This is a genomic window from Streptococcus sanguinis (assembly GCF_001078705.1).
Lineage (GTDB): Bacteria > Bacillota > Bacilli > Lactobacillales > Streptococcaceae > Streptococcus > Streptococcus sanguinis_D.
In genome coordinates this window covers 1567264-1591033 of sequence record NZ_CDMW01000001.1, presented here as the reverse complement: position 1 = coordinate 1591033, position 23770 = coordinate 1567264, and the positions used below count along the sequence as shown (strand labels likewise).

The following is a 23770-nucleotide window of genomic DNA, read 5'->3' as shown; positions in this document are numbered from 1 at the left end:
GATGCAAGTTCAAAAAAGTTTTAAGGGCGAAACTGCCTACGGCAAGCTTTATCTGGTCGCAACTCCTATCGGTAATCTGGATGATATGAGTATCCGTATGATCAATATCCTGAAAGAGGTCGACAGGATTGCGGCTGAAGATACGAGAAATACAGGCCTGCTGCTTAAGCATTTTGGGATTGAGACTAAGCAGATCAGTTTTCACGAGCACAATGCCAAGGAGAAAATTCCAGTTCTCTTGGACATGCTTCAAAGTGGAAGAGATATAGCTCAGGTTTCGGATGCTGGTCTGCCCAGTATTTCTGATCCTGGACATGATTTGGTTCAGGCAGCGCTAGAAGCTGGAATTACTGTAGTGCCGATTCCTGGTCCTAGTGCTGGAATTACAGCCTTGATTGCCAGCGGATTGGCTCCCCAACCGCATATTTTCTATGGCTTTCTGCCTAGAAAGGCAGGCCAGCAGAAGGAGTTTTTTACTAGCAAAAAATCCTATTCTGAGACTCAGATTTTCTACGAATCCCCTCATCGGATTCGGGCTACGCTGGAAAATATGCTGGCAGTTTATGGTGACCGACATGTCGTCTTGGTGCGCGAGCTGACTAAGATTCATGAAGAGTATCAGCGAGGGCTGATTTCAGACTTGCTGGCCTATACGGCTGAACATCCGCCTAAAGGAGAGTGTCTCTTGATTGTAGCTGGGGCGGTAGAAGATGCTCCACAAGAAATTTCTCAAGAGCAGATCCTAGCTGAAATTGATTTTTTAGTTGAAGCCGGCAGCAAAAAAAATCAGGCCATCAAGGAAGTGGCCAAGAAATATGGCAGGAACAAGAGCGAGCTCTATGCGGTTTATCATGAACTAAGAGAAAGTTGAAATCTGATTTCAACTTTTCTTTTTAGCGGCTTCTTTGTATTTTATAACATAAAAGCAAATTCTTTGTTTGGTATGTGTTATAATAATTTCATTACAATTAAAAGGAATAATCATGTCTTTAGACACTAATGTAAAATTAAAATATTATAATCTCCAGCCGTTTACTAAATGGACTGGGGGAAAGCGCCAACTTTTAGGAGAGTTAAGGAGCTATATGCCGGAGACCTATAGTCGCTATTTTGAACCATTTGTTGGCGGTGGAGCATTATTTTTTGATTTGGCTCCAGAAAAAGCGGTCATTAATGACTTTAACGAGGAACTGATAAATGCCTATCGCCAGATAAAAAATAATCCAGCTGAATTGATTAATTTACTGATAAAGCATAAAGAGAATAATAGCAAAGATTATTATTTAGAATTGCGTTCGGCAGATCGCGATGGTCGAATTAGTAGGATGACAGGGGTAGAGAGAGCGGCGCGAATTCTCTACATGCTTCGGGTTGATTTCAATGGATTGTATCGAGTCAATTCTAAAAATCAGTTTAATGTTCCTTACGGTCGCTATAAAAATCCAAAAATAGTGGATGTAGATTTACTTTATCAAATCAGTGAATATCTAAATGAGAATGATATAGAAATTTTGCAAACGGATTTTGCGGAGGCGGTTAAGGATGCTCAAACAGGCGATTTTGTCTATTTTGATCCGCCCTATATTCCTTTAAACGAAACAAGCTCATTTACCTCTTATACCCACGAGGGCTTTTCTTATGAGGAACAGGTTCGTTTACGCGATACTTTTAAGGAATTGACGGAGCGAGGAGTCTATGCTATGCTGTCAAATTCCTCGAGTCCTTTGGTAGAAGAATTATACAAGGATTTTAATATTTATTTTGTGGAAGCTCAGCGAACGAATGGTGCCAAGAGCTCAAGTCGTGGAAAAATTTCAGAAATTATAGTAACAAATTATGACTAATTACGAATATAAGTATGGGGGTGTTTTAATGACAAAACCATACTATAATAAGGAAAGGGCTATTCTGGTTCATGCAGATACCTTTGACTTCTTATCACAAATGAAGCCAGAAAGTATGGATATGATCTTTGCTGATCCACCATACTTTTTGAGTAACGGAGGTTTTTCGAATTCTGGCGGTAACATTGTCTCTGTTGATAAAGGTGATTGGGATAAGGTTTCTGGCCTTGAGGAGAAACATGACTTTAATCGACGGTGGTTACGATTAGTCAGACCTATTTTAAAGCCTAATGGTACTATCTGGATTTCAGGCAGCTTACATAATATTTACTCTGTGGGTATGGCCTTGGAACAAGAAGGTTTTAAAATTTTAAATAATATTACTTGGCAAAAGAGCAACCCAGCTCCGAATCTATCTTGCCGCTATTTTACTCATTCCACGGAAACGATTTTGTGGGCTCGTAAAGATGATAAAAAAGCTAAGCATTACTATAATTATGATTTGATGAAAGATATTAATGGCGGTAAACAGATGAAGGATGTGTGGATAGGACCATTAACTAAAAAGGCAGAGAAGTGGGCAGGAAAACATCCAACACAAAAGCCAGAATATTTATTAGAACGGATCATTTTGGCTAGCACAAAAGAAAATGATTATATACTTGATCCCTTTGTTGGCAGTGGAACAACAGGAGTTGTAGCTAAGCGGTTAGGTCGTAAATTCATTGGTATTGATGCGGAGAAAGATTATTTAGAAATAGCCAAAAGAAGATTGGAGGAAGAGGTTATATTATGAGTAGAATAGAACTTACAAGATATTTTTCTAATGAAGGAAGTCGAAATGATGTAAGAATGAGAGTTGTTGAATGTTTTTCAAGAGAGCAACCGGGTGAAGGAACTGGTGATAGTGCAACAAGATATGTATATTATGTGGAGCAGTTGAACGATGGAAAAAGAGTGTATCTTCAGAGACCTGCTAATTTACACAACGGTTTCGATTTTTTAGTCTGTGTTGAAGATGTTAATTATTCTTCTGAAGGAAAGAGGAAAAGAAATTATCCTAAACATGAAGATATTAGTCACGATTTACAGTTAAAAAAATCTAATAATCCTAGTGAATACAAAAAGCTATATTCCTTGTTACAAAAGGTGTATGAATGTTATGATATTTCTGAACATGAAATAAAATCTATACATTTTGAAATTGGTTTTCCAGTTGATCATATTGTCAAAACTATTAAATGGTTGTTTATTGAACAAGATATAAGATATTGGAATTATTCTGGTAGAAATATGACTTGGAATGTTATTCCAGAACCATAAGGAGAATAAACATGAAATTTTCTGATTTTGTCACCTTATCATTGGATGAGCGTTTACAATATTTCCTCTTAACTCTTTCAGTTACCAACCGTACACCAGAGTACTATGTAAATTGGAGTAAGGTTAGACGGGAGACAAAGGAGTTTGAACTTGAATTAAACACTTTAAACTATTTAATTGGTAAAGATAATATTTATGAAGAGGCCTTTAATTTATTTTCAAAACAGCCTGATTTACTGAGGGCTGTTCCTAGCTTGATTGCCAGCCGTGATAAAGTTTTAGATATTCTTTCCTTGGATGAAGATGATAATATGAGCTTTCATCAATTAGATTTTAAGAAGATTGACAAAAGTGATATAAAAGTTTATGTAGATTTTATTGAGCAAGCCGGTTTGTTGTACTTTTTACAAAAGGAAGCTAGCCGATCACTTGTTGATTATGTGTATGGTGTAGAAGCGGGATTAGATAGTAATGCTCGTAAAAATCGAAGTGGAACGACTATGGAAGGCATCCTTGAACGAAGTGTTGCTAAAGTTTGTCAGCAGCATGATTTAGAGTTTAAATCCCAAGCCACGCCATCTTTCATAAAAGAAATGTGGAATATAGAAGTACCAGTTGATAAATCACAACGCCGTTTTGATGTAGCTGTTTATTCAAAGGAAAAACATAAAATTTGGTTGATTGAAACAAACTACTATGGTGGAGGCGACAGCAAACTGAAAGCTGTGGCTGGAGAGTTTACTGAATTAAGCCAGTTCGTCGTCAATTCACCAGATGATGTAGAGTTTGTGTGGGTGACAGATGGGGTGGGCTGGAAAACGGCTCGTTTGCCATTAGCAGAGGCATTTGCTCATATTCCGTATGTGTTTAATTTGGATATGCTTAAACATGGTTATTTGTATGATTTATTGATGCCAAAAAAAATTGATTAGAAACTAAACATTTATCAGCGGTAGTTTTGTATTGATATAGTTATTCTGTTAAAATTAGGTCTAAAATAATTAGAAGCTTTCACAGCTTCTTTTATTATTTCTTCATTTTGTTCGTGTTTTCCTAAAAAATTCCCTTCTTTTTAAGAAAAAATAGATATTTTCTAAACTTTGTGATATGATATACAAAATAAATTTTGGAGGTAGGATATGACGATTTACAATTTTTCTGCTGGACCGGCAGTATTGCCCAAGGAAGTCTTGAAAAAAGCTCAGGCTGAGTTTTTAGACTATGCCCAAAGTGGCATGAGTGTGATGGAGCTGTCCCACCGATCCAAAGAATTTGACGATATTATCAAAGAAGCTGAAAGTTTGCTGCGTGAGCTCATGGATATTCCGGACAATTACCGCGTGCTATTTCTGCAGGGTGGGGCTTCTACCCAGTTTAGCATGATTCCCCTTAATCTAGCCCAAGGCGGCAAGGCCTACTACCTAGTAGCTGGATCTTGGGGAAAGAAAGCTTACACTGAAGCAGTCAAGCTGTCTAAGTTCATTCCTTTTGAGCCTATTCTCTTGACTTCGTCAGAGGACCTAAATTACACGGAAATCCCTTCTTTTGATGAAAAGGAGATTGATCCGCAGGCGGCTTATGTGCATCTGACAACCAATAATACTATCGAAGGAACGGCTATTTATGACCTGCCTGCGACTAATGGCGTGCCGATTGTGGCGGACATGTCTTCTAATATCCTTGCTGCTCAGTACCGAGTAGAGGATTTTGGTTTGATTTATGCTGGGGCTCAGAAGAATATCGGACCTGCTGGCGTGACAGTTGTCATCATCCGAGAAGACTTGTTGGATGATGAGCCAGTTCTATCTAGCATGTTGGATTACCGCATTCAGGCGGACAATGCCTCTCTTTACAATACACCACCGACTTTCGCCATCTATATGGCCAAGCTGGTCTTTGAGTGGGTCAAGGAGCTGGGTGGCGTAGCAGAAATGGAAAAGCGCAATCGTGAAAAATCTAGCCTTTTGTACGACTTCATTGAGCAGTCAGGCTTTTACCGCAGTCCAGTCCGTTATAAGGAGCAACGCTCAGTAGCTAATATTCCCTTTGTGTCTCCTAGCCCAGAGCTGGACGCCAAATTTAACAAAGAGGCTGCAGCAGCGGGATTTAAAAATATCAAGGGGCACCGCAGTGTAGGCGGCATGAGAGCTAGTCTCTACAATGCCTTTCCGCTCCAAGGTGTCAAGGATTTGATTGCCTTTATGCAGAAATTTGAAGAAGAGAATTCTTAAGGGAGGGAATCTATGGTCTTTAGTGTCAAAACCTTTAACAACATCAATCAAATCGGGCTTAAGGAGCTGGGCAATGCTTTTCAGATTGACGGAGACAAGTCTGACAATCCGGATGCTTATATCCTGCGCAGTCAAAACCTGCATGGACAGGAATTTCCGAGCAAGCTCAAAGCCATTGCGCGGGCAGGTGCAGGAACCAATAATATTCCTGTCGATCAGGCAACAGCTCAGGGAATTGTGGTTTTCAACACACCAGGAGCTAATGCCAATGCGGTGAAAGAAGCGGTCTTGGCTTCCATTCTCCTGTCTGCCCGTGACTATATCGCAGCTAACAGTTGGGCTAACGGCCTTTCTGGAGATGATGTTCCCAAGCAAGTGGAAGCTGGTAAGAAGCAGTTTGCTGGGACAGAGATTTCAGAGAAGACTTTGGGAGTCATTGGGCTGGGAGCTATCGGCGGCCGTATTGCCAATGATGCCTATCGTCTGGGGATGAACGTCCTGGGCTATGATCCTTATGTATCCATTGAAACAGCTTGGAATATCTCTAGCCATGTCAAACGGGTAGCAGACATTAAGGAAATCTTTGAGAAGAGTGATTATATCACTATCCATGTGCCCCTGACTGAGGATACGCGTGCTACTTTCGATCAGGAGGCTTTTGGTCTCATGCAAAAAGGAACAACCCTTATCAACTTTGCCCGTGGCGAGCTGGTGGATAATGCTGCCCTCTTTGAAGCCTTGGAAGCAGGTGTTATCAAGCGCTATATCACAGACTTTGGTGTAGATGAGTTGCTCCGTCATCCGCAGATTACAGTCTTTCCGCATCTGGGCGGATCGACTGAAGAAGCTGAGCTCAACTGTGCCATTATGGCTGGGAAAACCATTCGCCGCTTCATGGAAACGGGCGAGATTATCAACTCAGTGAATTTCCCTAATGTCCGTCAAGCTCTCTCAGCCCCTTATCGGATTACCCTGATTAACAAAAATGTACCGAATATTGTAGCTCGGATTTCAACAGCGGTCAGTGATTTGAATATCAATATCGACAATATCATCAATCGTTCCAAGGGTGATTATGCCTATACTTTGCTGGATCTGGATGAGTCGGATGAAAGTAAGATTCAGGACTTGGTTGATAAATTTGAGAATAGCGACAATATTGTGCGCGTGCGTTTAATTAAAAAATAATCGAAAAATAGAGGTGTTTCTTCATGGAATGCGTCTGTGCCTGCCGATGAGCCTTTCGCTTGTCGGCTTTTTCTAATGAGTCTCGGCTTGACAAGAAGGAGCTAGCTAGGCTATCATAGGGACGGAGGAAAAACAATGTTACAATTTATCGAATACCCAAAATGCTCTACCTGCCGCAAGGCCAAGGCTGAGCTCAATCAATTAGGAGTGGACTTTGAAGCGGTGGATATTGTCCAAAATACACCTAGCCGGGACCAGCTCCTAGACTGGATTCAGAACTCGGACTTTGAGCTCAAGGCCTTTTTCAATACTAGCGGCCTCAAATACCGTGAACTAGGTCTCAAAGAAAAAGTTCCGCATTTGACAGCTCAGGAAGCTGCAGATTTATTATCGACAGACGGCATGCTGATTAAACGACCGCTCTTGGTTCGAGATAACCAAATCTTGCAGATTGGCTACCGGAAGGCGTATGAAGAGTTAGGTTTGTAAAGTATTAAGAACAGCTGCATTCTCAATCATGATTTTTGGATGCTTCTTCCTTTCATGATATAATAAATCTATCTCAATCTTAGAAAGAAGAATCATGGTTTTATCAAAAAAACGGGCTCGTCATGTCATCGAAGAGATTATTGCTCTTTTTCCTGATGCCAAGCCCAGTCTTGATTTTCGCAATCACTTTGAGCTTTTGGTAGCGGTCATGCTGTCGGCTCAGACGACAGATGCTGCGGTCAATAAGGCGACACCAGCTCTGTTTGAAGCCTATCCAAGACCTCAAGACATGGCTGCGGCTAGTGAAGCAGACATTGCCAAATACATCTCCCGCCTAGGGCTCTATCGCAACAAGGCCAAGTTTTTGAAGAAATGCGCCCAGCAGCTTTTGGATGACTTTGACGGTCAAGTACCACAAACGCGGGCAGAATTGGAAAGTCTGGCCGGTGTCGGACGCAAGACGGCCAATGTAGTCATGAGTGTGGGCTTTGGTATTCCAGCCTTTGCTGTCGATACCCATGTGGAGCGCATCTGCAAGCACCATGATATCGTTAAAAAGTCGGCAACGCCACTAGAGGTAGAAAAGCGAGTTATGGATGTCCTTCCACCAGAACGTTGGCTGCCAGCCCATCAGGCCATGATTTACTTTGGTCGTGCCATCTGCCATCCTAAAAATCCCGAGTGCGAACACTATCCGCAACTCTATAACTTTAAAGACATTTAAAAAGCGAGGTCAAATGACTTCGCTTTCTTATTCACTAAATCTTAAAAAATAACCATCAGGATCCAAAATCGCAAATTCATGAGGGTAAATAAAGCTATCTCCTACTCGAAATTCTCTTTTTGTCAGGGAACGATGGATAGGATAGTCAGCTTCCAGCAGTTTTTGGTGGAGCTGAGGAACATCCGCAATGCCAAAGGAAATATTGACACCGCGCCCGAAAGGATAGATCAGCTGAGCTAATTCTTCTACGCTGCCTTCTTCTAGCATAAGTTGGCAGTCTTCAAGCGAGAGGAAGAGAAATTTCTCCTCTGGACGCTCGTATTCGACAGTGAATCCCAGCAAGTTGCAGTAGAAGTGGCGTGATTTTTCGATGTCAGATACCACAAATTCAGGAATGACAGCTTGATAGTCCATTCGTTTTCTCCTTAGAGCTCAATCTCCATGACAATCGGTGTGTGGTCTTGGCGCGCACCGGAGTCAATCATATCAGACTTGGTTACCTTGTCAGCTACGCGGTTGCTAGTCAGCCAGTAGTCGATTCTCCAGCCTGTATTGTTGATTTTAGAAGTCTTGCTGCGTTGCGCCCACCAAGTGTATTGGTTAGGAATATCGCCGTGTAAGTGGCGGAAGGTATCGGTAAAGCCTTTAGCCAGCAGGTTGGTGAAGCCAGCGCGCTCTTCGTCAGTAAAGCCTGGTGAACGGCGGTTGCTTGCTGGATTGGCCAAGTCGATTTCTTTGTGGGCCACATTGTAGTCGCCAGTAGCGAGGACTGGTTTTTGTTCATCTAGTGTTGCCAAGTATTCAGCATATTTGGCATCCCAGACTTGACGGTCATCCAAGCGTTTGAGGCCATCGCCAGCATTAGGAGTATAGACCTGAGTGACAAAGAAACCGTCAAATTCCAGCGTAATGATGCGGCCTTCGACATCCATGGTTGACGGAGCGCCGATTTCTGGGAAGGTTACGGTTGGCATCAGTTCTTTTTTGTAGAGGAACATGGTTCCTGCATAGCCCTTGCGGGCCGGCTCTTGGGAGGAGCGCCAAGTGTTTTCATAGTCTGGGAAAAGATTTGTCAAAATCTCCAAGTGCTTTTTTGTAGGACCTTTAGCAGATAGCTTTGTTTCCTGAATGGCGATAATATCTGCATCTTCTGCTTGCAAGGTCTGAAGAACAGCTTGCGAGAGCTTAGCGCGGGCTGAGTCACCGGTTAATGCAGCGTTGAGAGAATCAATGTTCCAAGAGATGAGTTTCATAAAATTTCCTTTTCTAGTAAAATTTACTGAGTTTATTATAACAAAATTTAGGGCTGATTTATAGCAAAGTGATTGTAAGGAAGCTTGAAAAATAATGAAAATTTTTCTATAATTATCCTAGAAAAATAGAGGGGAGAAACCATGAAATTCTATTCTTATGATTATGTTTTGAGTCAGATTAGCCAGCAAAACTGGGTGACAGTTGCGCTTTCTGTCTTGCTGCTGCTTGTGACAGGATTTTTTGCTTTTAAGGCCTATCGCAATAAGCGTGATTCAAAATTCCGGGAACTAGCCATCATCTCTGTTTTGGCCTTGGTCGCTATGGTATTGATTGGCATTAGCAATTTTCAGACTGACCAAGACTCTAACAACCAGTTTCAAACCTCTCTGCATTTCATTGAGGTTATTTCAGAAGACTTAGGTGTGGATAAGTCAGAAGTTTATGTCAATACTTCAGCCGCAACGGATGGAGCGATTTTGAAAGTCGGAAAGAACTTTTATCGGGCTATGAGCGGCAGTGAGCCGGATAAATATTTGCTTGAAAAAATTGACTTGCATAAGACGACAGATATCGAAATAGTGGAGGTTGAAAAATGACATTGAATTTTCTTGAAATCCTAATTAAGCTAGCGCTGGGTCTTTTCTCACTGGTGTTTGTCATCAATGTGACGGGAAAAGGCAATCTGGCGCCCAATTCAGCGATCGACCAGATTCAAAACTATGTCCTTGGTGGCATTATCGGTGGGGTGATTTATAATAGCTCCATTAACATTCTTCAGTATGCAGTCATTCTCATCATGTGGACTATCTTGGTCTTGACCCTAAAGTGGCTCAATAATAATGTCCGTGCGGTTAAGCATTTGATTGATGGCAAGCCGACAACGTTGATTCAGCACGGGAAATTGAGTCCCGAAGCCTGCCGTTTTGTTGGTCTTTCAGCAGCAGATGTAGCTTTGAAGCTACGCAGCCAAGGTATTTTCCAGCTCAAGCAGGTCAAACGGGCGGTTATAGAACAAAATGGCCAGCTCATCGTTGTTCAGGCAGGTGAAGAGAATCCTAAATATCCCCTTATCACAGACGGTGTTGTTCAGGTTGATATTCTGGAGTCTATTGACAAAACAGAAGACTGGCTGGTGGAGAGACTGGCTAAAGACGGATACACCGATATTTCGAATATCTTCATCGCAGAGTATGAAAGTGGCAACTTGAATGTTGTGACCTATTAAACCTAGAATATTTTCTAGGTTTTTTAATTGATTTTATTGTAAATGAATGTCTTTTCGCAAACTTAACAAAATATGATATAATGAAGTGCTATCAAAAAAGGTTTCATTAGCCTTGAAAGGATTAAAAAATGACTGAGAAACAATCGTTTTATATTACAACCCCTATCTATTATCCGAGCGGTAAGCTCCACATCGGGTCTGCCTATACGACCATTGCTTGTGATGTTCTGGCTCGCTACAAGCGTCTCATGGGCTATGATGTTTTCTATCTGACTGGCCTTGACGAGCATGGACAGAAGATTCAGGCTAAAGCTGAAGAAGCTGGTATCAGCCCACAAGCTTATGTAGATGGTATGGCGGTTGGGGTCAAGGAACTCTGGAAACTGCTGGACATTTCTTATGATAAATTTATCCGGACGACCGATGACTACCATGAAAAGGTTGTAGCTGATGTCTTTGAGCGTCTCTTAGCACAAGATGATATTTACTTGGGTGAATATTCAGGCTGGTACTCTGTATCTGATGAGGAATTCTTTACTGAAAGCCAGCTGGCAGAAGTCTTCCGTGATGAAAATGGAAAGGTAACAGGCGGAATCGCACCGTCTGGACATGAAGTGGAGTGGGTATCAGAAGAGTCTTACTTCCTGCGCCTTAGCAAGTACCAAGACCGCTTGGTAGAATTTTTCAAATCTCACCCTGACTTTATCACTCCTGATGGTCGTCTTAATGAAATGCTGAAAAACTTCATTGAGCCAGGTCTGGAAGACTTGGCCGTATCTCGGACGACTTTTACTTGGGGCGTGCCTGTGCCATCTAACCCTAAACACGTTATTTATGTCTGGATTGATGCCCTGCTCAACTATGCGACAGCACTTGGCTACGGTCAGGATGATCATGCTAACTACGATAAATTCTGGAACGGAACAGTCTTCCACATGGTGGGCAAGGACATTCTGCGTTTCCACTCTATCTACTGGCCAATCCTGCTCATGATGCTGGATATTAAGCTGCCCGACCGCTTGATTGCTCACGGCTGGTTTGTCATGAAGGATGGCAAGATGTCCAAGTCTAAGGGCAATGTGGTCTATCCGGAAATGCTGGTAGAACGCTATGGTTTGGATGCATTGCGTTATTACCTTATGCGCAGTCTTCCGGTTGGATCCGATGGAACTTTCACACCTGAGGACTATGTGGGTCGTATCAACTATGAGTTAGCTAATGACCTTGGGAACCTCCTCAACCGTACTGTTTCTATGATTAACAAGTACTTTGACGGTCAAGTGCCAGCCTACGAAGAAAATGTGACAGACTTTGACGGAGCTCTGGCTCAGGTAGCATCTGAATCAATCGCTGACTACTACAAACACATGGATGCAGTTGACTACCCACGTGCTCTGGAAGCAGTCTGGACGCTCATCTCCCGCACCAATAAATATATCGATGAAACAGCTCCTTGGGTTCTGGCAAAAGATGAAGCTAAGGTAAAAGAGTTGGCAGCAGTTATGAGCCACTTAGCAGCCAGCCTTCGTGTTGTGGCACACATGATTGAGCCTTTCATGATGGAAACGAGCCAGGCTGTCCTCAGTCAACTAGGCTTGCCTCAAGCTGAGTCTCTGGAAAATCTAGCAATTGACCAGCTCCCAGGAGGCTTGACAGTTGTAGAGAAAGGGACACCAATCTTCCCTCGTCTGGATATGGAAGAAGAAATTGCCTATATCAAGGAACAAATGGAAGGCAACAAACCTGAGGTTGAAAAAGAATGGAATCCAGAAGAAGTCGAGCTCAAACTTAACCGTGGTGCTATCAAATTTGACGACTTTGATAAGGTGGAAATCCGTGTCGCAGAAGTCAAAGAGGTTTCTAAAGTTGAAGGCTCAGATAAGCTTCTTCAATTCCGCTTGGATGCAGGAGACGGTGAGGACCGCCAAATCCTCTCTGGTATTGCTAAATACTATCCAAACGAGCAAGAACTGGTCGGTAAGAAAGTCCAAATCGTAGCCAACCTCAAGCCGCGCAAAATGATGGGCCGTATCAGCCAAGGTATGATTCTATCAGCCGAGCACGGCGACCAACTAACTCTCCTTACTGTGGACGAAAAGGTCCAAAATGGAAGTTTGATTGGATAACAATTTTTGATCTAATGACAATCCCCCAGCAGGAGGCTGCTGGGGGATTTTTGAATTTGGAAATTAAAAAGGTATGGTTTGTGATTGAGAAAAGAATTGTTAGCCAAAAAACATTTAAATAACCGTCAGTACATTGACAAAGTTGACAAGTTGTAGGATAATTGGCTTGTAGATTTACTTTTATCTATTAAATTATTTTAGGAGAATTATTTATGGCTTTTTGGGATGATGTTGTTAAAGGAGCTGGTGACTTAGCCAATGGGACTGTTAAAGCAGTAGGAAATGGTTTTAATGCTACTACTAAAGCTGTCGGAGATGTTGCAGGGAGCGCTGGTAAAGAGATTGATAAGGTGGTTAATGGAGCTAAGGGTAAATTTGATGCGAAGCCAGAAGAAGTGGCCATGCAAGTCTTAGAGCAAGTATCCAAGCTACCAGTAGTTAAAGTTGATAGAAATCAATTTCTAATGGATAAATTTGGCAAGGGTTTAAGTCAAGATGAAGTAGGGAAATTATTAGCTGATGGTCCTGTAAATATTGTTTCCAAGGATAAATTGGACAAAGCTGCAAAGGCTTGTATTATGGATAATGTCCTATTATCAAGTGGAGCTTCTGTTCTTGCTGGTTTACCAGGAGGAATTGCTATGGCTGTGACCATACCAGCAGATGTTGCTCAATATTATGCCATGGCTTTAAAATTAGCTCAAGAACTAGGTTATATTTACGGCTTCCAATATCTGTGGTCTGAAAAGGATAAATTAACAGAAGAAGCCCAAAATACATTGCTATTGTATCTGGGTGTCATGTTAGGTGTCTCTGGAACAGGTGCGTTACTGAGAGCTGGAGGCATGGCGATTGGAAAACATGCACTCAAGTCAATTCCACAAAAAGCTTTAACGAAAACCTTATATTATCCAATTTTGAAAAAAGTATTAAAGGTTTTCGGTATCAGTCTTACAAAGGGAACATTTGCTAAAGGAGTTTCCAAGGTTCTTCCTGTTGTTTCAGGGGTTATTTCAGGAGGTATCACTTTTGCTACTATGAAACCAATGGGGGAAAACTTGCAAAAAGAACTTTCTAAAATGATTGATTACAATGAAGAACAATATGAAAAAGATGTTAAATTAATCCGTAAAGAAGCTGAAGTAATTGAAGATGGGGCATAATTCAATTGTTAAAATTTATTATGAAAGTCTTTGGTCTACAAGTATGGGCTAAAGGTATGAATAAAATATCTAAAGATTTGAATAAACCTAAGGAAATATCTGTTGGAAAGGCTTTGTTCTATTCATTTACCTTCCCAAAAATGATTGGATTGTTTAATTGGATATTAAAGACGAATGACAAGGATAAGTAAAATTTAATCAAGTCTTCTCACTTGCTTTCAATTTTAATTGGCTGTTTAGGCAATATAAACTTTCTTTCCAAAATCAGCCTTAGTAAACTACATAGTGATTATTCAGAATAGAAATAAGCCTCAGGATAATCTTATTGAGGCTTTTCTAATACCCTGTACCACAGCATAAACCCTCATTTTTGTTTAAAACAAACAAAAAATATGGAAAAAAACAGAAAAATGAGTTATAATAAACAAAACCAATGTGTAGAGAGGCTAAAGTATGGGAAAAAATCAGAGACAGGACGAAATAGTTAAGCTGGTGGATCGAGCTGGGACAGTGACAGTTGCTGAGATTGTGGAGAGTATGAAGGTCTCCGACATGACGGTTCGGCGGGACTTGATTGAGTTGGAAAGTAAAGGGCTGCTGACTCGTGTTCACGGTGGGGCTAAAAGTAATCAGCACCTCAAGTACAGAGAAATCCCTCATGAAGAGAAGCTTTATCAGAATATTGAGGCCAAGCGGGCTGTTGCCAAGAAGGCTGTGGAGCTGATTGAAGATGGCGATACTATTTTTCTTGGACCGGGGACTTCTGTAGAAGTGCTGGCTGAGGAAATCAGCAATCAGCATCTGCGCGTGATTACCAACTGCCTTCCGATTTTTCACGATCTTTTGAAGAAGAAGTCGGATACCTTCAAAGTTTTTCTCCTGGGTGGGGAGATGCGGGAAGCGACTCAAGCCTTTGTCGGCGAGATGACCAATGCCATCATGGACAAGATGTATTTTACCAAGATGTTTTTCAGCGGCAATGGTATCAAAAATGGTCAGATTATGACTTCTTCTTTTGAAGAAGCCTACACCCAGAAGCTAGCTTTGGAGCGCTCGACAGAGACCTACCTACTGATTGATTCTTCTAAGATTGGCAAGGAAGATTTTACCTCTATCTGTCCTTTGGCTGATATTACAGCTGTTATCACAGACCAGATGTCTGAAAATGCTCAAGAAGAACTTGAGGTTTATACCAAGATTATTTCCTAGTTTATTTTAAATGGATGAAAAAATTATCAGAAAGCTCTTTTTAGGGCTTTTTTTGTTTATTTTAATCATCTTTAAAAATATTTTGATTAAAATAAACAAAAATCTGTTGACAAATAGCTTTTAAAGGAGTATAGTATGCTTATAGGAAACAGAAAGTGTTTTTTATAAACAATATTCTGTGCAAAAAATCAAACAAAGGAGAATGCTCATGGCAATTATTATTGGAGCAGATGCTGCTGGAAGCAAGCTGAAAGATGTGGTCAAGGATTTTCTCGTCGGAGAAAACTTTGAAGTGGTGGATGTGACGAAAGAAGGTCAAGATTTTGTTGATGTGACCCTTGCAGTTGCGGCTGAGGTGAATAAGCAAGAGGAAAATCTTGGTATTGTCATTGACGCTTATGGGGCTGGTCCTTTCATGGTGGCGACCAAAATCAAAGGGATGGTTGCGGCAGAAGTCTCAGATGAACGCTCTGCCTATATGACTCGTGGCCATAACAACTCTCGCATGATTACGATGGGAGCTGAAATCGTTGGTGAAGGACTGGCTAAGAACATTGCCAAAGGCTTTGTCAATGGCAAATACGACGGCGGTCGCCATCAAATCCGTGTTGATATGCTCAACAAAATGTGTTAAGAAAAGGAGAAATCAAATGAAAATTGCAATTGGATGTGACCATATCGTTACCAATGAAAAAATGGCAGTCTCAGATTTTCTAAAATCAAAAGGCTATGAAGTTCTTGATTTTGGTACTTATGACCATACTCGTACTCACTACCCAATCTTTGGTAAAAAAGTAGGGGAGGCAGTCGTTAGTGGACAAGCTGATCTTGGTGTTTGTATCTGTGGTACAGGTGTCGGTATCAACAACGCTGTAAATAAAGTTCCTGGTGTTCGTTCAGCTTTGGTACGTGACATGACTTCAGCTCTCTATGCTAAAGAAGAACTCAATGCCAATGTTATCGGTTTTGGCGGAAAAATCACTGGTGAGCTCCTCATGTGTGATATCATTGAAGCTTTCATTCATGCGGAATATAAACCAACCGAAGAAAACAAGAAGCTGATTGCAAAGATTGAGCACGTTGAGACTCACAATGATCATCAAACAGATGCCAACTTCTTTACAGAATTTCTTGAAAAATGGGATCGTGGAGAGTACCACGATTAGTGAGGTAGCTAGATGATTCTTACAGTGACCATGAATCCTTCTATCGATATTTCCTATCCCTTAGAAGAATTGAAAATAGATACTGTTAATCGTGTTTCGGAAGTCAGTAAAACAGCAGGCGGAAAGGGTCTCAACGTAACCAGGGTCTTGGCAGAAATTGGAGACAATATTGCTGCGACGGGCCTGATTGGTGGGACTAATGGAGAGTTCTTATTACAAAACCTTCATCCTAATGTTAGACAATGCTTTTATAACATTTCGGGAGATACGAGAAACTGTATTGCTATCTTACACGAAGGTAAGCAAACAGAAATCCTGGAAGCCGGTCCGACTATTACAGCGGATGAGGCAAATGGTTTTTTACATCATTTTAAATCATTAATGGAATCAGCTGAGGTAGTCAGTATCTCGGGCAGTCTGCCAGCGGGCCTGCCGAAAGACTACTATATTCAGCTGATTGAAATGGCTAATCAAGCTGGCAATAAGGTGGTGCTGGATTGCTCCGGAGCAGCTCTGGAAGCTGTACTCAAATCAGATGTCAAACCAACTGCCATCAAACCAAATAACGAGGAACTTTCTCAGTTATTGGGTCACGAAGTTTCCAAAGATTTGGATGAGTTAAAAGCTGTCCTTTCAGAACCCTTATTTGAAGGAATCGAGTGGATCATCGTATCACTCGGTGCAGATGGAGCTTTTGCTAAACACTGGGATACTTTCTATAAAGTGGATATTCCTAAAATCCAAGTGGTCAATCCAGTTGGCTCTGGAGACTCAACTGTTGCAGGGATCTCTTCAGCCTTGAGTCATCAAGAAGATGATGTCTCTCTGCTCAAAAAAGCAAATGTTCTGGGCATGCTCAATGCCCAAGAAAAAATGACTGGTCATGTCAACGTTGAAAACTACGACGGCCTATACAATCAAATCACAGTAAAAGAGGTATAAAGAATGGTATTAACAGAACAAAAACGCAAGTACATGGAAAAACTTTCTGATGAGAATGGCATCATTTCTGCTTTGGCATTTGACCAACGCGGTGCTTTGAAACGCCTCATGGCCCAACACCAGGAAGCAGAACCAACAGTAGCTCAAATGGAAGAACTGAAAGTTTTGGTTGCAGAAGAGCTAACTCCTTATGCTTCATCTATGCTTCTGGATCCTGAGTACGGACTGCCTGCTACTAAGGCTTTGGACAAGAATGCTGGCTTGCTATTGGCCTATGAAAAGACAGGCTACGATACTTCTAGCACTAAGCGCCTGCCAGACTGTCTGGATGTTTGGTCTGCAAAACGCATCAAAGAACAAGGTGCGGATGCAGTGAAATTCCTCCTTTACTATGATGTAGATAGCTCTGACGAACTCAACCAGCAAAAGCAGGCTTATATCGAGCGTGTGGGGTCAGAGTGTGTGGCAGAAGATATTCCTTTCTTCCTTGAAATCTTGGCTTACGATGAAAAGATTGCGGATGCTTCCAGCGCTGAGTACGCTAAAGTAAAGCCACACAAGGTTATCGGTGCTATGAAGGTCTTCTCAGACCCACGCTTTAATATTGATGTCTTGAAAGTGGAAGTGCCAGTCAACGTTAAATACGTTGAAGGCTTTGGCGATGGTGAAGTGGTTCATACAAAAGCTGAAGCAGCTGCTTTCTTCAAGGAACAAGATGAGGCAACCAACTTGCCATACATCTACTTGAGTGCGGGTGTATCTGCGAAACTTTTCCAAGAAACACTTGTGTTTGCTCATGAGTCAGGTGCTAACTTCAACGGTGTTCTTTGCGGACGTGCGACTTGGGCTGGTAGCGTTAAAGACTACATTGAGCAAGGTGAAGAAGCAGCTCGCAAGTGGCTTCGTACAACAGGGTTTGAAAATATTGATGAGCTCAACAAGGTTCTTCAAAAAACAGCTACCTCTTGGAAAGAAAGAGTCTAAAATTTATTGAAAAATAAATAAAGTAAGGGTTTACATTCTGATACTGATATGCTATAATGAAATCAAAAATTGAATAGGGTGAGCGTTACTAAGTTGGATTAGGCGTGACCGCAAATAAATTGAGGGAAGATATAGCCTCGGTTTGTTTGTGGTCTTTTTGTTTTGCCAGCACCCTAGAAAATGAAGAGGAGGAGATATGTATCGAATCATACATCCTATGAACAACAATGTTGCTCTAGCTAAACATGAAAATGGTGAAGAGGTTGTTCTGATTGGGAGTGGCATAGCTTTTAATAAAAAGAAGGGTGATATCGTTCTGGAAAGTAAGATTGAGAAAATCTTTCGCCTAAGAACGGAAGAGTCTAAAGAAAACTTTGTGGCCTTGCTCAAAGATGTTCCGCTGGACTTTATCACAGTGACTTATGATGTGATTGATACCCTTTCTAAGAAGTATGATTATCCTGTCCAGGAGTATATCTATGTCACGCTGACGGATCACATCTACTGTTCTTATCAGGCTGTGCAGCAGGGCAGGTACAAGGAGAGTGACCTGCCGGATGCTTCGGATAAATACCCTGTTCCTTATCAGATTGCTCAGGAAGCCTTAGCGATATACCGCGAGAGGTTGTTGGATAATTTCCCTAGCGACGAGGTCAATCGCATTGCTTATCACTTTATCAATGCCGAAGGGGAGACCAATCCTGAGGGACAAAGCCATTTGGGCAGACGAAAAGATATTCTGGCTGCAGTTGAGGCAGAGCTGAAGGAAAATGGCATTAAAAGAAGTGCAGAAAACAGCAACTTTTATGACCGTTTTATGATTCACCTGAACTACTTTTTGGACTATCTGGACAGAAGCCGTGATGACAATGTTTCCCTGCTGGAAATGGAAAGTCAGATCCAAATGACCTACCCTCAAGCCTATCAGGTCGGAAGCGATATTTACCAAATTATTGCCCAGAAGACGGGAATTGATCTCTACCGCAGCGAAAGAGTCTACCTGGTGCTGCATATCCAACGCCTTTTATAATAGAAAATAATAATAAAATTTTACATAAGAATACAAGGAGGAACTCTCATGAATAGAGAAGAAGTAACATTGCTCGGTTTTGAAATTGTGGCCTACGCTGGTGACGCTCGCTCCAAGCTCCTAGAAGCTTTGAAAGCAGCAGAAGCTGGGGATTTTGCTAAGGCAGACGCCTTGGTAGAAGAAGCCAATGGCTGCATCGCTGAAGCTCACCATGCTCAGACCAGTCTCTTGACAAAAGAAGCGGCTGGTGAGGACTTGGCTTACAGTGTGACCATGATGCACGGCCAGGATCACTTAATGACTACCATCTTGCTCAAAGACATGATGCACCATTTGATTGAACTATACAAAAGAGGAGTAAAATAATGAACAAACTCATCGGACTTATTGAGAAAGGGAAGCCTTTCTTTGAGAAGATTTCTCGGAATATCTATCTCCGCGCTATTCGGGATGGCTTTATCGCTGGTATGCCAGTCATCCTCTTCTCATCTATCTTTATCTTGATTGCCTATGTGCCAAATGCTTGGGGCTTCCATTGGTCTAAGGACATTGAAACTTTCCTAATGACTCCTTATAGCTATTCGATGGGGATTCTGGCTTTCTTTGTGGGTGGAACCACTGCTAAGGCTTTGACAGACTCTGTCAACCGCGACCTGCCTGCTACAAACCAGATCAACTTCTTGTCTACTATGCTGGCTTCTATGGTCGGCTTCCTCCTCATGGCAGCTGAGCCTGCCAAAGAAGGTGGCTTCCTAACTGCCTTCATGGGAACCAAAGGTCTTTTGACGGCTTTCATCGCAGCCTTTGTAACGGTTAATGTCTATAAGGTTTGTGTAAAAAATAATGTCACCATTCGCATGCCAGAAGAAGTTCCACCAAATATTTCCCAAGTGTTTAAAGACTTGATTCCATTTACTGTCTCAGTCGTTCTGCTCTACGGCCTGGAACTGCTTGTTAAAGCAAGTCTGGGAGTAACCGTTGCTGAATCCATCGGAACACTTCTTGCTCCACTCTTTTCAGCGGCAGATGGCTATCTGGGAATCACGCTTATCTTTGGTGCTTATGCTTTCTTCTGGTTCGTGGGAATTCACGGTCCGTCCATCGTTGAGCCTGCCATTGCTGCCATTACTTATGCCAATATCGATGCCAACTTGGCTTTGGTACAAGCTGGGCAGCATGCGGATAAGGTCATCACTTCTGGTACTCAAATGTTCATCGTTACCATGGGTGGTACTGGTGCGACCTTGATTGTTCCATTCCTCTTCATGTGGATCTGTAAGTCAGAGCGTAACCGTGCAATTGGACGGGCATCTGTTGTCCCAACTTTCTTTGGTGTCAATGAGCCCATTCTCTTTGGTGCTCCAATCGTACTGAATCCAATTTTCTTTATTCCATTTATCTTTGCGCCTATCGCAAACGTATGGATTTTCAAATTCTTTGTTGATACCTTAAACATGAACTCCTTCTCAGCCAACCTTCCTTGGGTGACACCTGGACCTCTGGGAATTGTGTTGGGTACGAACTTCCAGCTTCTGTCCTTTGTTCTTGCAGCCCTTCTTGTCGTGGTGGATGTGGTTATTTACTATCCATTTGTCAAGGTTTATGACGAACAAATCCTGGAAGAAGAGCGTTCCGGCAAAGCTAACGATGCTCTCAAAGAAAAAGTAGCAGCCAACTTTAATACTGCTAAAGCAGACGCTATCCTTGAAAAAGCAGGAGTGGATGAAGAAGCTCCAGCTCAAAACAATATTAGCGAAGAAACCAATGTTCTGGTGCTCTGTGCAGGTGGTGGTACTAGTGGATTGCTGGCTAACGCTTTGAATAAAGCAGCAGCTGAATATAATGTTCCTGTGAAAGCAGCAGCAGGTGGCTACGGTGCTCACCGTGAAATGCTGCCTGAGTTTGACCTGGTTATCCTGGCTCCTCAGGTTGCCTCCAACTTTGAAGACATGAAGGCGGAAACTGATAAATTGGGTATCAAGCTGGCTAAGACTGAAGGCGGCCAATACATCAAACTCACCCGTGATGGTAAAGGAGCGCTAGCCTTCGTTCAGGAGCAATTCAACAACTAAATCTGTTTATGTGAGATGAAGCAACTTGATAAGAATGTCATCAAGCTTGACTTCATCTCAAAGGCTATTGAAAGGAAAATAAGATGACAAAAACTTTACCTAAAGATTTTATTTTCGGAGGTGCAACAGCGGCCTATCAAGCTGAGGGAGCAACCCACACAGATGGAAAAGGACCTGTTGCCTGGGATAAGTACCTAGAGGACAACTACTGGTACACGGCAGAACCTGCCAGTGACTTTTACCACAAATACCCAGTGGATCTGAAATTGGCTGAAGAGTATGGTGTCAATGGTATTCGGATTTCCATTGCTTGGTCACGGATTTTCCCGACAGGCTATGGCGAGGTCAATCCAAAAGGTGTGGAATTTTACCATAATCTTTTCGCAGAATGCCACAAGCATCATGTAGAGCCTTTTGTGACCCTTCACCACTTTGATACACCAGAGGCCCTTCATTCAAATGGCGATTTCCTCAATCGGGAAAATATTGAGCACTTTGTGGACTATGCGGCTTTCTGTTTTGAAGAATTTCCAGAAGTTCGCTATTGGACAACTTTCAACGAAATTGGCCCCATTGGTGATGGTCAGTACTTGGTCGGCAAATTCCCGCCGGGTATCCAGTATGACTTGGCCAAGGTTTTCCAATCCCATCACAACATGATGGTCTCTCATGCCCGCGCCGTTAAGCTTTATAAGGACAAGGGCTACAAGGGTGAAATCGGTGTCGTTCATGCCCTGCCGACAAAATACCCTTACGACCCAGAAAATCCAGCAGATGTCAGAGCAGCAGAGTTGGAAGATATTATTCATAACAAGTTTATCCTAGATGCGACTTATCTGGGGCACTATTCAGATGTAACTCTGGCAGGAGTAAATCATATCCTTAAGGTCAATGGTGGTCAGCTGGATCTACGAGATGAAGACTTTGCGGTTTTAGAAGCAGCTAAAGACCTCAATGACTTCCTTGGCATCAACTACTATATGAGTGATTGGATGCGCGACTTTGACGGTGAAACAGAAATTATCCATAACGGAAAAGGCGAAAAGGGAAGCTCTAAGTATCAGATTAAGGGAGTAGGGCGCAGAGAACCTCCAACCCATATTCCGAAAACTGATTGGGATTGGATTATCTATCCGCAAGGTCTCTATGACCAAATCATGCGGATTAAGAAAGATTATCCCAACTACAAGAAGATTTATATCACGGAAAATGGTCTGGGTTATAAGGATGAATTTGTGGACAATACGGTTTACGACGATGCTAGGATTGATTACGTCAAGCAGCATCTGGAAGTCTTGTCCGATGCGATTGCGGACGGTGCTAATGTCAAGGGCTACTTTATCTGGTCTCTGATGGATGTCTTTTCTTGGTCTAACGGTTATGAAAAACGCTACGGCTTATTCTACGTAGACTTTGAAACCCAGGAACGCTATCCGAAGAAATCCGCTCACTGGTATAAGAAACTAGCCGAAACACAAATGATTGAATAGAAAGTAAAGCCGTTAGAGTTGAACTCTTTCGGCTTTTCGAAAAGAGGGAGGCCATGCTTGAAAAAAACAAAGAGTTTACTAAAAGCAGTATCAGGTTCTCTATATAAAAAAGTTTAAATTATTAATTTTGAACGATGTTCTCAAGTACCTCGGATTAAAAAACGGAACTTATTCTTATTGGAGATTGGTTCGTATCAGAAGGTTTAGAAGGGATTTGCCATTCTATGTTGACTATTGATTGTTTTGAGTATACGTTTCTAAGTTTAGTTGAGGAATCTGACAGAAGTTTGGTTAGTTTTGATGTAGATATAATACCTTATGAAAAGGATAAATAGTAAAAAGAGAGGTAAAAATATGGTACTAGAGTTATCAAATGATTTTCTAAAAGTTCATTTTAAGGAAAAGGGTGGAGAATTATCTTCTATAAAAGATAAGGATGGCGTGGAATATTTATGGCAGGGAAATCCTGAATATTGGGGAGGACAGGCTCCAGTCTTGTTTCCTAACTGTGGTAGTGTCCGTGATGATGCTCCTCTCTTTATTATGGGAGATGAAGGAGTTATAGAAGGCCATCTTCCTCGTCATAGTTTAGTTAGAAAGAAAGATTTTGAACATAAGATAATAAATGACCATCAAATTATGTTTTCAATTGAAAGTAATTCGGAAATGTTAAAACAATATCCTTATCCTTTTCGTTTAAGTATATTTTATACTTTAGATAAATCTAAGATTGAAGTAGAATACTTAGTTGAGAACTTAGGATTAAATCAAGATATGCCTTATTTCATAGGCGCGCACCCGGGTTTTAATTGTCCCTTATTTGAAAATGAACGGTATGAAGATTATTATCTCGAGTTTGAAAAAGAAGAAAATTGTAGTATTCCAGCATCATATCCAGAGACGGGATTGCTTGACATAAAAAGCCGTTCTCCTTTTTTAAATAAAGAAAAAGTATTAGCTTTAGATTATGATCTATTTTCAAAGGATGCAATTACTTTGGATAAGCTGGTTTCTCGTTCGGTAACATTAAAGTCTAAGAATCATAATAAGGCAGTAAAAATTGATTTCCAAGATTTTCCATATTTGATTTTGTGGTCTACTGCGAATAAAGGGCCGTTTATTGCAATTGAACCATGGGGCGGCTTATCTACATCAAAAGAAGAATCTGGATTTTTTAATTACAAGGAAAATGTAACTTTTATTGAGCCTGAAATGTCTGATTATAAAACTTATTCCATTGAGATAACAGAAATTTAAACGAATAATGGATAAAAAGTACTTGCTTTATTAGATTAGTAGGTAAAAAATCT

At 41.5% G+C, this 23770-nt stretch carries 26 protein-coding genes; 24 read left to right on the top strand and 2 right to left on the bottom strand.

Annotated elements, in window-relative coordinates:
- Window position 1: 1 nt before the first annotated feature.
- The 9 genes from rsmI (at window position 2) to nth (ending at window position 7799) form a co-directional block, all read left to right on the top strand.
- Entirely contained in the window at window positions 2–871 is an 870-nt protein-coding gene (gene rsmI / locus SSV_RS08020) for a 16S rRNA (cytidine(1402)-2'-O)-methyltransferase (protein WP_072074392.1), read from the top strand.
- Between the two features lie 112 nt (window positions 872–983).
- Complete coding sequence (locus SSV_RS08015; protein ID WP_072074391.1) at window positions 984–1844, top strand: DNA adenine methylase; 861 nt, start codon at window positions 984–986, stop codon at window positions 1842–1844.
- Entirely contained in the window at window positions 1837–2640 is an 804-nt protein-coding gene (locus tag SSV_RS08010; RefSeq protein WP_011837305.1) for a DNA-methyltransferase, read from the top strand. Before SSV_RS08015 ends, SSV_RS08010 begins: the two co-directional genes overlap by 8 nt.
- On the top strand, window positions 2637–3167 hold the full coding sequence (locus SSV_RS08005; protein ID WP_002897081.1) for a hypothetical protein: 531 nt from the start codon (window positions 2637–2639) through the stop codon (window positions 3165–3167). Before SSV_RS08010 ends, SSV_RS08005 begins: the two co-directional genes overlap by 4 nt.
- An 11-nt stretch (window positions 3168–3178) precedes the next feature.
- Window positions 3179–4099 carry a type II restriction endonuclease gene (locus SSV_RS08000; protein WP_072074390.1) on the top strand — a complete coding sequence of 307 codons (921 nt, stop codon included), beginning with the start codon at window positions 3179–3181 and terminating at the stop codon, window positions 4097–4099.
- A 207-nt stretch (window positions 4100–4306) separates the two neighbouring features.
- Entirely contained in the window at window positions 4307–5398 is a 1092-nt protein-coding gene (serC, locus tag SSV_RS07995; protein ID WP_072074389.1) for a 3-phosphoserine/phosphohydroxythreonine transaminase, read from the top strand.
- Between the two features lie 12 nt (window positions 5399–5410).
- On the top strand, window positions 5411–6586 hold the full coding sequence (locus SSV_RS07990) for a 3-phosphoglycerate dehydrogenase family protein (protein ID WP_072074388.1): 1176 nt from the start codon (window positions 5411–5413) through the stop codon (window positions 6584–6586).
- Window positions 6587–6721: 135 nt separating this feature from the next.
- Window positions 6722–7075: an arsenate reductase family protein gene (locus tag SSV_RS07985; protein WP_072074387.1), complete on the top strand. Its 354-nt coding sequence runs from the start codon at window positions 6722–6724 to the stop codon at window positions 7073–7075.
- A gap of 94 nt (window positions 7076–7169) precedes the next feature.
- Entirely contained in the window at window positions 7170–7799 is a 630-nt protein-coding gene (nth, locus tag SSV_RS07980; protein ID WP_072074386.1) for an endonuclease III, read from the top strand.
- A 27-nt stretch (window positions 7800–7826) separates the two neighbouring features.
- Here nth and SSV_RS07975 read toward each other — a convergent pair whose 3' ends face one another.
- Window positions 7827–8213, bottom strand: coding sequence for a bleomycin resistance protein (locus tag SSV_RS07975; RefSeq protein ID WP_072074385.1), 387 nt, complete (start codon window positions 8211–8213; stop codon window positions 7827–7829).
- A gap of 11 nt (window positions 8214–8224) precedes the next feature.
- Complete coding sequence (locus SSV_RS07970; RefSeq protein WP_072074384.1) at window positions 8225–9052, bottom strand: exodeoxyribonuclease III; 828 nt, start codon at window positions 9050–9052, stop codon at window positions 8225–8227.
- A 141-nt stretch (window positions 9053–9193) separates the two neighbouring features.
- On the opposite strand from SSV_RS07970, the gene SSV_RS07965 reads away from it, so the two are divergent.
- The 15 genes from SSV_RS07965 (at window position 9194) to SSV_RS07900 (ending at window position 23717) form a co-directional block, all read left to right on the top strand.
- Window positions 9194–9649, top strand: a complete 456-nt coding sequence (locus SSV_RS07965; protein WP_002897090.1) for a DUF3290 family protein — start codon at window positions 9194–9196, stop codon at window positions 9647–9649.
- The gene (locus tag SSV_RS07960) at window positions 9646–10278 is read left to right on the top strand and encodes a DUF421 domain-containing protein (protein ID WP_072074383.1); all 633 of its coding nucleotides are present in this window, start codon (window positions 9646–9648) and stop codon (window positions 10276–10278) included. Before SSV_RS07965 ends, SSV_RS07960 begins: the two co-directional genes overlap by 4 nt.
- A 128-nt stretch (window positions 10279–10406) precedes the next feature.
- The gene (gene metG / locus SSV_RS07955; RefSeq protein WP_072074382.1) at window positions 10407–12404 is read left to right on the top strand and encodes a methionine--tRNA ligase; all 1998 of its coding nucleotides are present in this window, start codon (window positions 10407–10409) and stop codon (window positions 12402–12404) included.
- Window positions 12405–12616: 212 nt separating this feature from the next.
- On the top strand, window positions 12617–13567 hold the full coding sequence (locus tag SSV_RS07950; protein WP_080983545.1) for a hypothetical protein: 951 nt from the start codon (window positions 12617–12619) through the stop codon (window positions 13565–13567).
- 453 nt (window positions 13568–14020) lie between these two features.
- Entirely contained in the window at window positions 14021–14776 is a 756-nt protein-coding gene (locus SSV_RS07945; protein WP_072074381.1) for a DeoR/GlpR family DNA-binding transcription regulator, read from the top strand.
- A 208-nt stretch (window positions 14777–14984) separates the two neighbouring features.
- A complete protein-coding gene (gene lacA / locus SSV_RS07940) occupies window positions 14985–15410 on the top strand; it encodes a galactose-6-phosphate isomerase subunit LacA (protein ID WP_009659075.1) in 426 nt (141 codons plus the stop codon).
- A gap of 16 nt (window positions 15411–15426) precedes the next feature.
- Window positions 15427–15942, top strand: a complete 516-nt coding sequence (gene lacB / locus SSV_RS07935) for a galactose-6-phosphate isomerase subunit LacB (protein ID WP_072074380.1) — start codon at window positions 15427–15429, stop codon at window positions 15940–15942.
- A 12-nt stretch (window positions 15943–15954) separates the two neighbouring features.
- Window positions 15955–16884 carry a tagatose-6-phosphate kinase gene (locus tag SSV_RS11800; RefSeq protein ID WP_080983544.1) on the top strand — a complete coding sequence of 310 codons (930 nt, stop codon included), beginning with the start codon at window positions 15955–15957 and terminating at the stop codon, window positions 16882–16884.
- A gap of 3 nt (window positions 16885–16887) precedes the next feature.
- Entirely contained in the window at window positions 16888–17868 is a 981-nt protein-coding gene (gene lacD / locus SSV_RS11795; protein ID WP_080983543.1) for a tagatose-bisphosphate aldolase, read from the top strand.
- Between the two features lie 196 nt (window positions 17869–18064).
- The gene (locus SSV_RS07925) at window positions 18065–18898 is read left to right on the top strand and encodes a PRD domain-containing protein (RefSeq protein ID WP_072074379.1); all 834 of its coding nucleotides are present in this window, start codon (window positions 18065–18067) and stop codon (window positions 18896–18898) included.
- Between the two features lie 48 nt (window positions 18899–18946).
- Complete coding sequence (locus SSV_RS07920; RefSeq protein WP_002894735.1) at window positions 18947–19264, top strand: PTS lactose/cellobiose transporter subunit IIA; 318 nt, start codon at window positions 18947–18949, stop codon at window positions 19262–19264.
- Window positions 19264–20970 (top strand): lactose-specific PTS transporter subunit EIIC, encoded by a 1707-nt coding sequence (locus SSV_RS07915; RefSeq protein ID WP_072074378.1) that lies wholly within the window; start codon window positions 19264–19266, stop codon window positions 20968–20970. Before SSV_RS07920 ends, SSV_RS07915 begins: the two co-directional genes overlap by 1 nt.
- 83 nt (window positions 20971–21053) lie before the next feature.
- Window positions 21054–22460 (top strand): 6-phospho-beta-galactosidase, encoded by a 1407-nt coding sequence (gene lacG, locus SSV_RS07910; RefSeq protein ID WP_072074377.1) that lies wholly within the window; start codon window positions 21054–21056, stop codon window positions 22458–22460.
- 224 nt (window positions 22461–22684) lie between these two features.
- Window positions 22685–22795 carry a hypothetical protein gene (locus SSV_RS12260; protein WP_255297048.1) on the top strand — a complete coding sequence of 37 codons (111 nt, stop codon included), beginning with the start codon at window positions 22685–22687 and terminating at the stop codon, window positions 22793–22795.
- A gap of 19 nt (window positions 22796–22814) precedes the next feature.
- Complete coding sequence (locus tag SSV_RS07900) at window positions 22815–23717, top strand: aldose 1-epimerase family protein (RefSeq protein ID WP_072074376.1); 903 nt, start codon at window positions 22815–22817, stop codon at window positions 23715–23717.
- Window positions 23718–23770: the final 53 nt, after the last annotated feature.

Bases quoted from the DNA above. Each gene is read 5' to 3' on its own strand.
- SSV_RS07985 (WP_072074387.1), top strand. From the start codon at position 6,722: ATGTTACAATTTATCGAATACCCAAAATGCTCTACCTGCCGCAAGGCC.
- SSV_RS08000 (WP_072074390.1), top strand. From the start codon at position 3,179: ATGAAATTTTCTGATTTTGTCACCTTATCATTGGATGAGCGTTTACAA.
- SSV_RS08005 (WP_002897081.1), top strand. From the start codon at position 2,637: ATGAGTAGAATAGAACTTACAAGATATTTTTCTAATGAAGGAAGTCGA.
- SSV_RS07990 (WP_072074388.1), top strand. From the start codon at position 5,411: ATGGTCTTTAGTGTCAAAACCTTTAACAACATCAATCAAATCGGGCTT.
- SSV_RS07960 (WP_072074383.1), top strand. From the start codon at position 9,646: ATGACATTGAATTTTCTTGAAATCCTAATTAAGCTAGCGCTGGGTCTT.
- lacA (WP_009659075.1), top strand. From the start codon at position 14,985: ATGGCAATTATTATTGGAGCAGATGCTGCTGGAAGCAAGCTGAAAGAT.
- SSV_RS12260 (WP_255297048.1), top strand. From the start codon at position 22,685: ATGTTGACTATTGATTGTTTTGAGTATACGTTTCTAAGTTTAGTTGAG.
- SSV_RS08010 (WP_011837305.1), top strand. From the start codon at position 1,837: ATGACTAATTACGAATATAAGTATGGGGGTGTTTTAATGACAAAACCA.
- nth (WP_072074386.1), top strand. From the start codon at position 7,170: ATGGTTTTATCAAAAAAACGGGCTCGTCATGTCATCGAAGAGATTATT.
- lacD (WP_080983543.1), top strand. From the start codon at position 16,888: ATGGTATTAACAGAACAAAAACGCAAGTACATGGAAAAACTTTCTGAT.
- SSV_RS07925 (WP_072074379.1), top strand. From the start codon at position 18,065: ATGTATCGAATCATACATCCTATGAACAACAATGTTGCTCTAGCTAAA.
- serC (WP_072074389.1), top strand. From the start codon at position 4,307: ATGACGATTTACAATTTTTCTGCTGGACCGGCAGTATTGCCCAAGGAA.
- lacG (WP_072074377.1), top strand. From the start codon at position 21,054: ATGACAAAAACTTTACCTAAAGATTTTATTTTCGGAGGTGCAACAGCG.
- SSV_RS07945 (WP_072074381.1), top strand. From the start codon at position 14,021: ATGGGAAAAAATCAGAGACAGGACGAAATAGTTAAGCTGGTGGATCGA.
- metG (WP_072074382.1), top strand. From the start codon at position 10,407: ATGACTGAGAAACAATCGTTTTATATTACAACCCCTATCTATTATCCG.
- SSV_RS07970 (WP_072074384.1), bottom strand. From the start codon at position 9,052: ATGAAACTCATCTCTTGGAACATTGATTCTCTCAACGCTGCATTAACC.
- SSV_RS11800 (WP_080983544.1), top strand. From the start codon at position 15,955: ATGATTCTTACAGTGACCATGAATCCTTCTATCGATATTTCCTATCCC.
- SSV_RS07900 (WP_072074376.1), top strand. From the start codon at position 22,815: ATGGTACTAGAGTTATCAAATGATTTTCTAAAAGTTCATTTTAAGGAA.
- lacB (WP_072074380.1), top strand. From the start codon at position 15,427: ATGAAAATTGCAATTGGATGTGACCATATCGTTACCAATGAAAAAATG.
- SSV_RS07965 (WP_002897090.1), top strand. From the start codon at position 9,194: ATGAAATTCTATTCTTATGATTATGTTTTGAGTCAGATTAGCCAGCAA.
- SSV_RS08015 (WP_072074391.1), top strand. From the start codon at position 984: ATGTCTTTAGACACTAATGTAAAATTAAAATATTATAATCTCCAGCCG.
- SSV_RS07920 (WP_002894735.1), top strand. From the start codon at position 18,947: ATGAATAGAGAAGAAGTAACATTGCTCGGTTTTGAAATTGTGGCCTAC.
- SSV_RS07915 (WP_072074378.1), top strand. From the start codon at position 19,264: ATGAACAAACTCATCGGACTTATTGAGAAAGGGAAGCCTTTCTTTGAG.
- rsmI (WP_072074392.1), top strand. From the start codon at position 2: ATGCAAGTTCAAAAAAGTTTTAAGGGCGAAACTGCCTACGGCAAGCTT.
- SSV_RS07975 (WP_072074385.1), bottom strand. From the start codon at position 8,213: ATGGACTATCAAGCTGTCATTCCTGAATTTGTGGTATCTGACATCGAA.
- SSV_RS07950 (WP_080983545.1), top strand. From the start codon at position 12,617: ATGGCTTTTTGGGATGATGTTGTTAAAGGAGCTGGTGACTTAGCCAAT.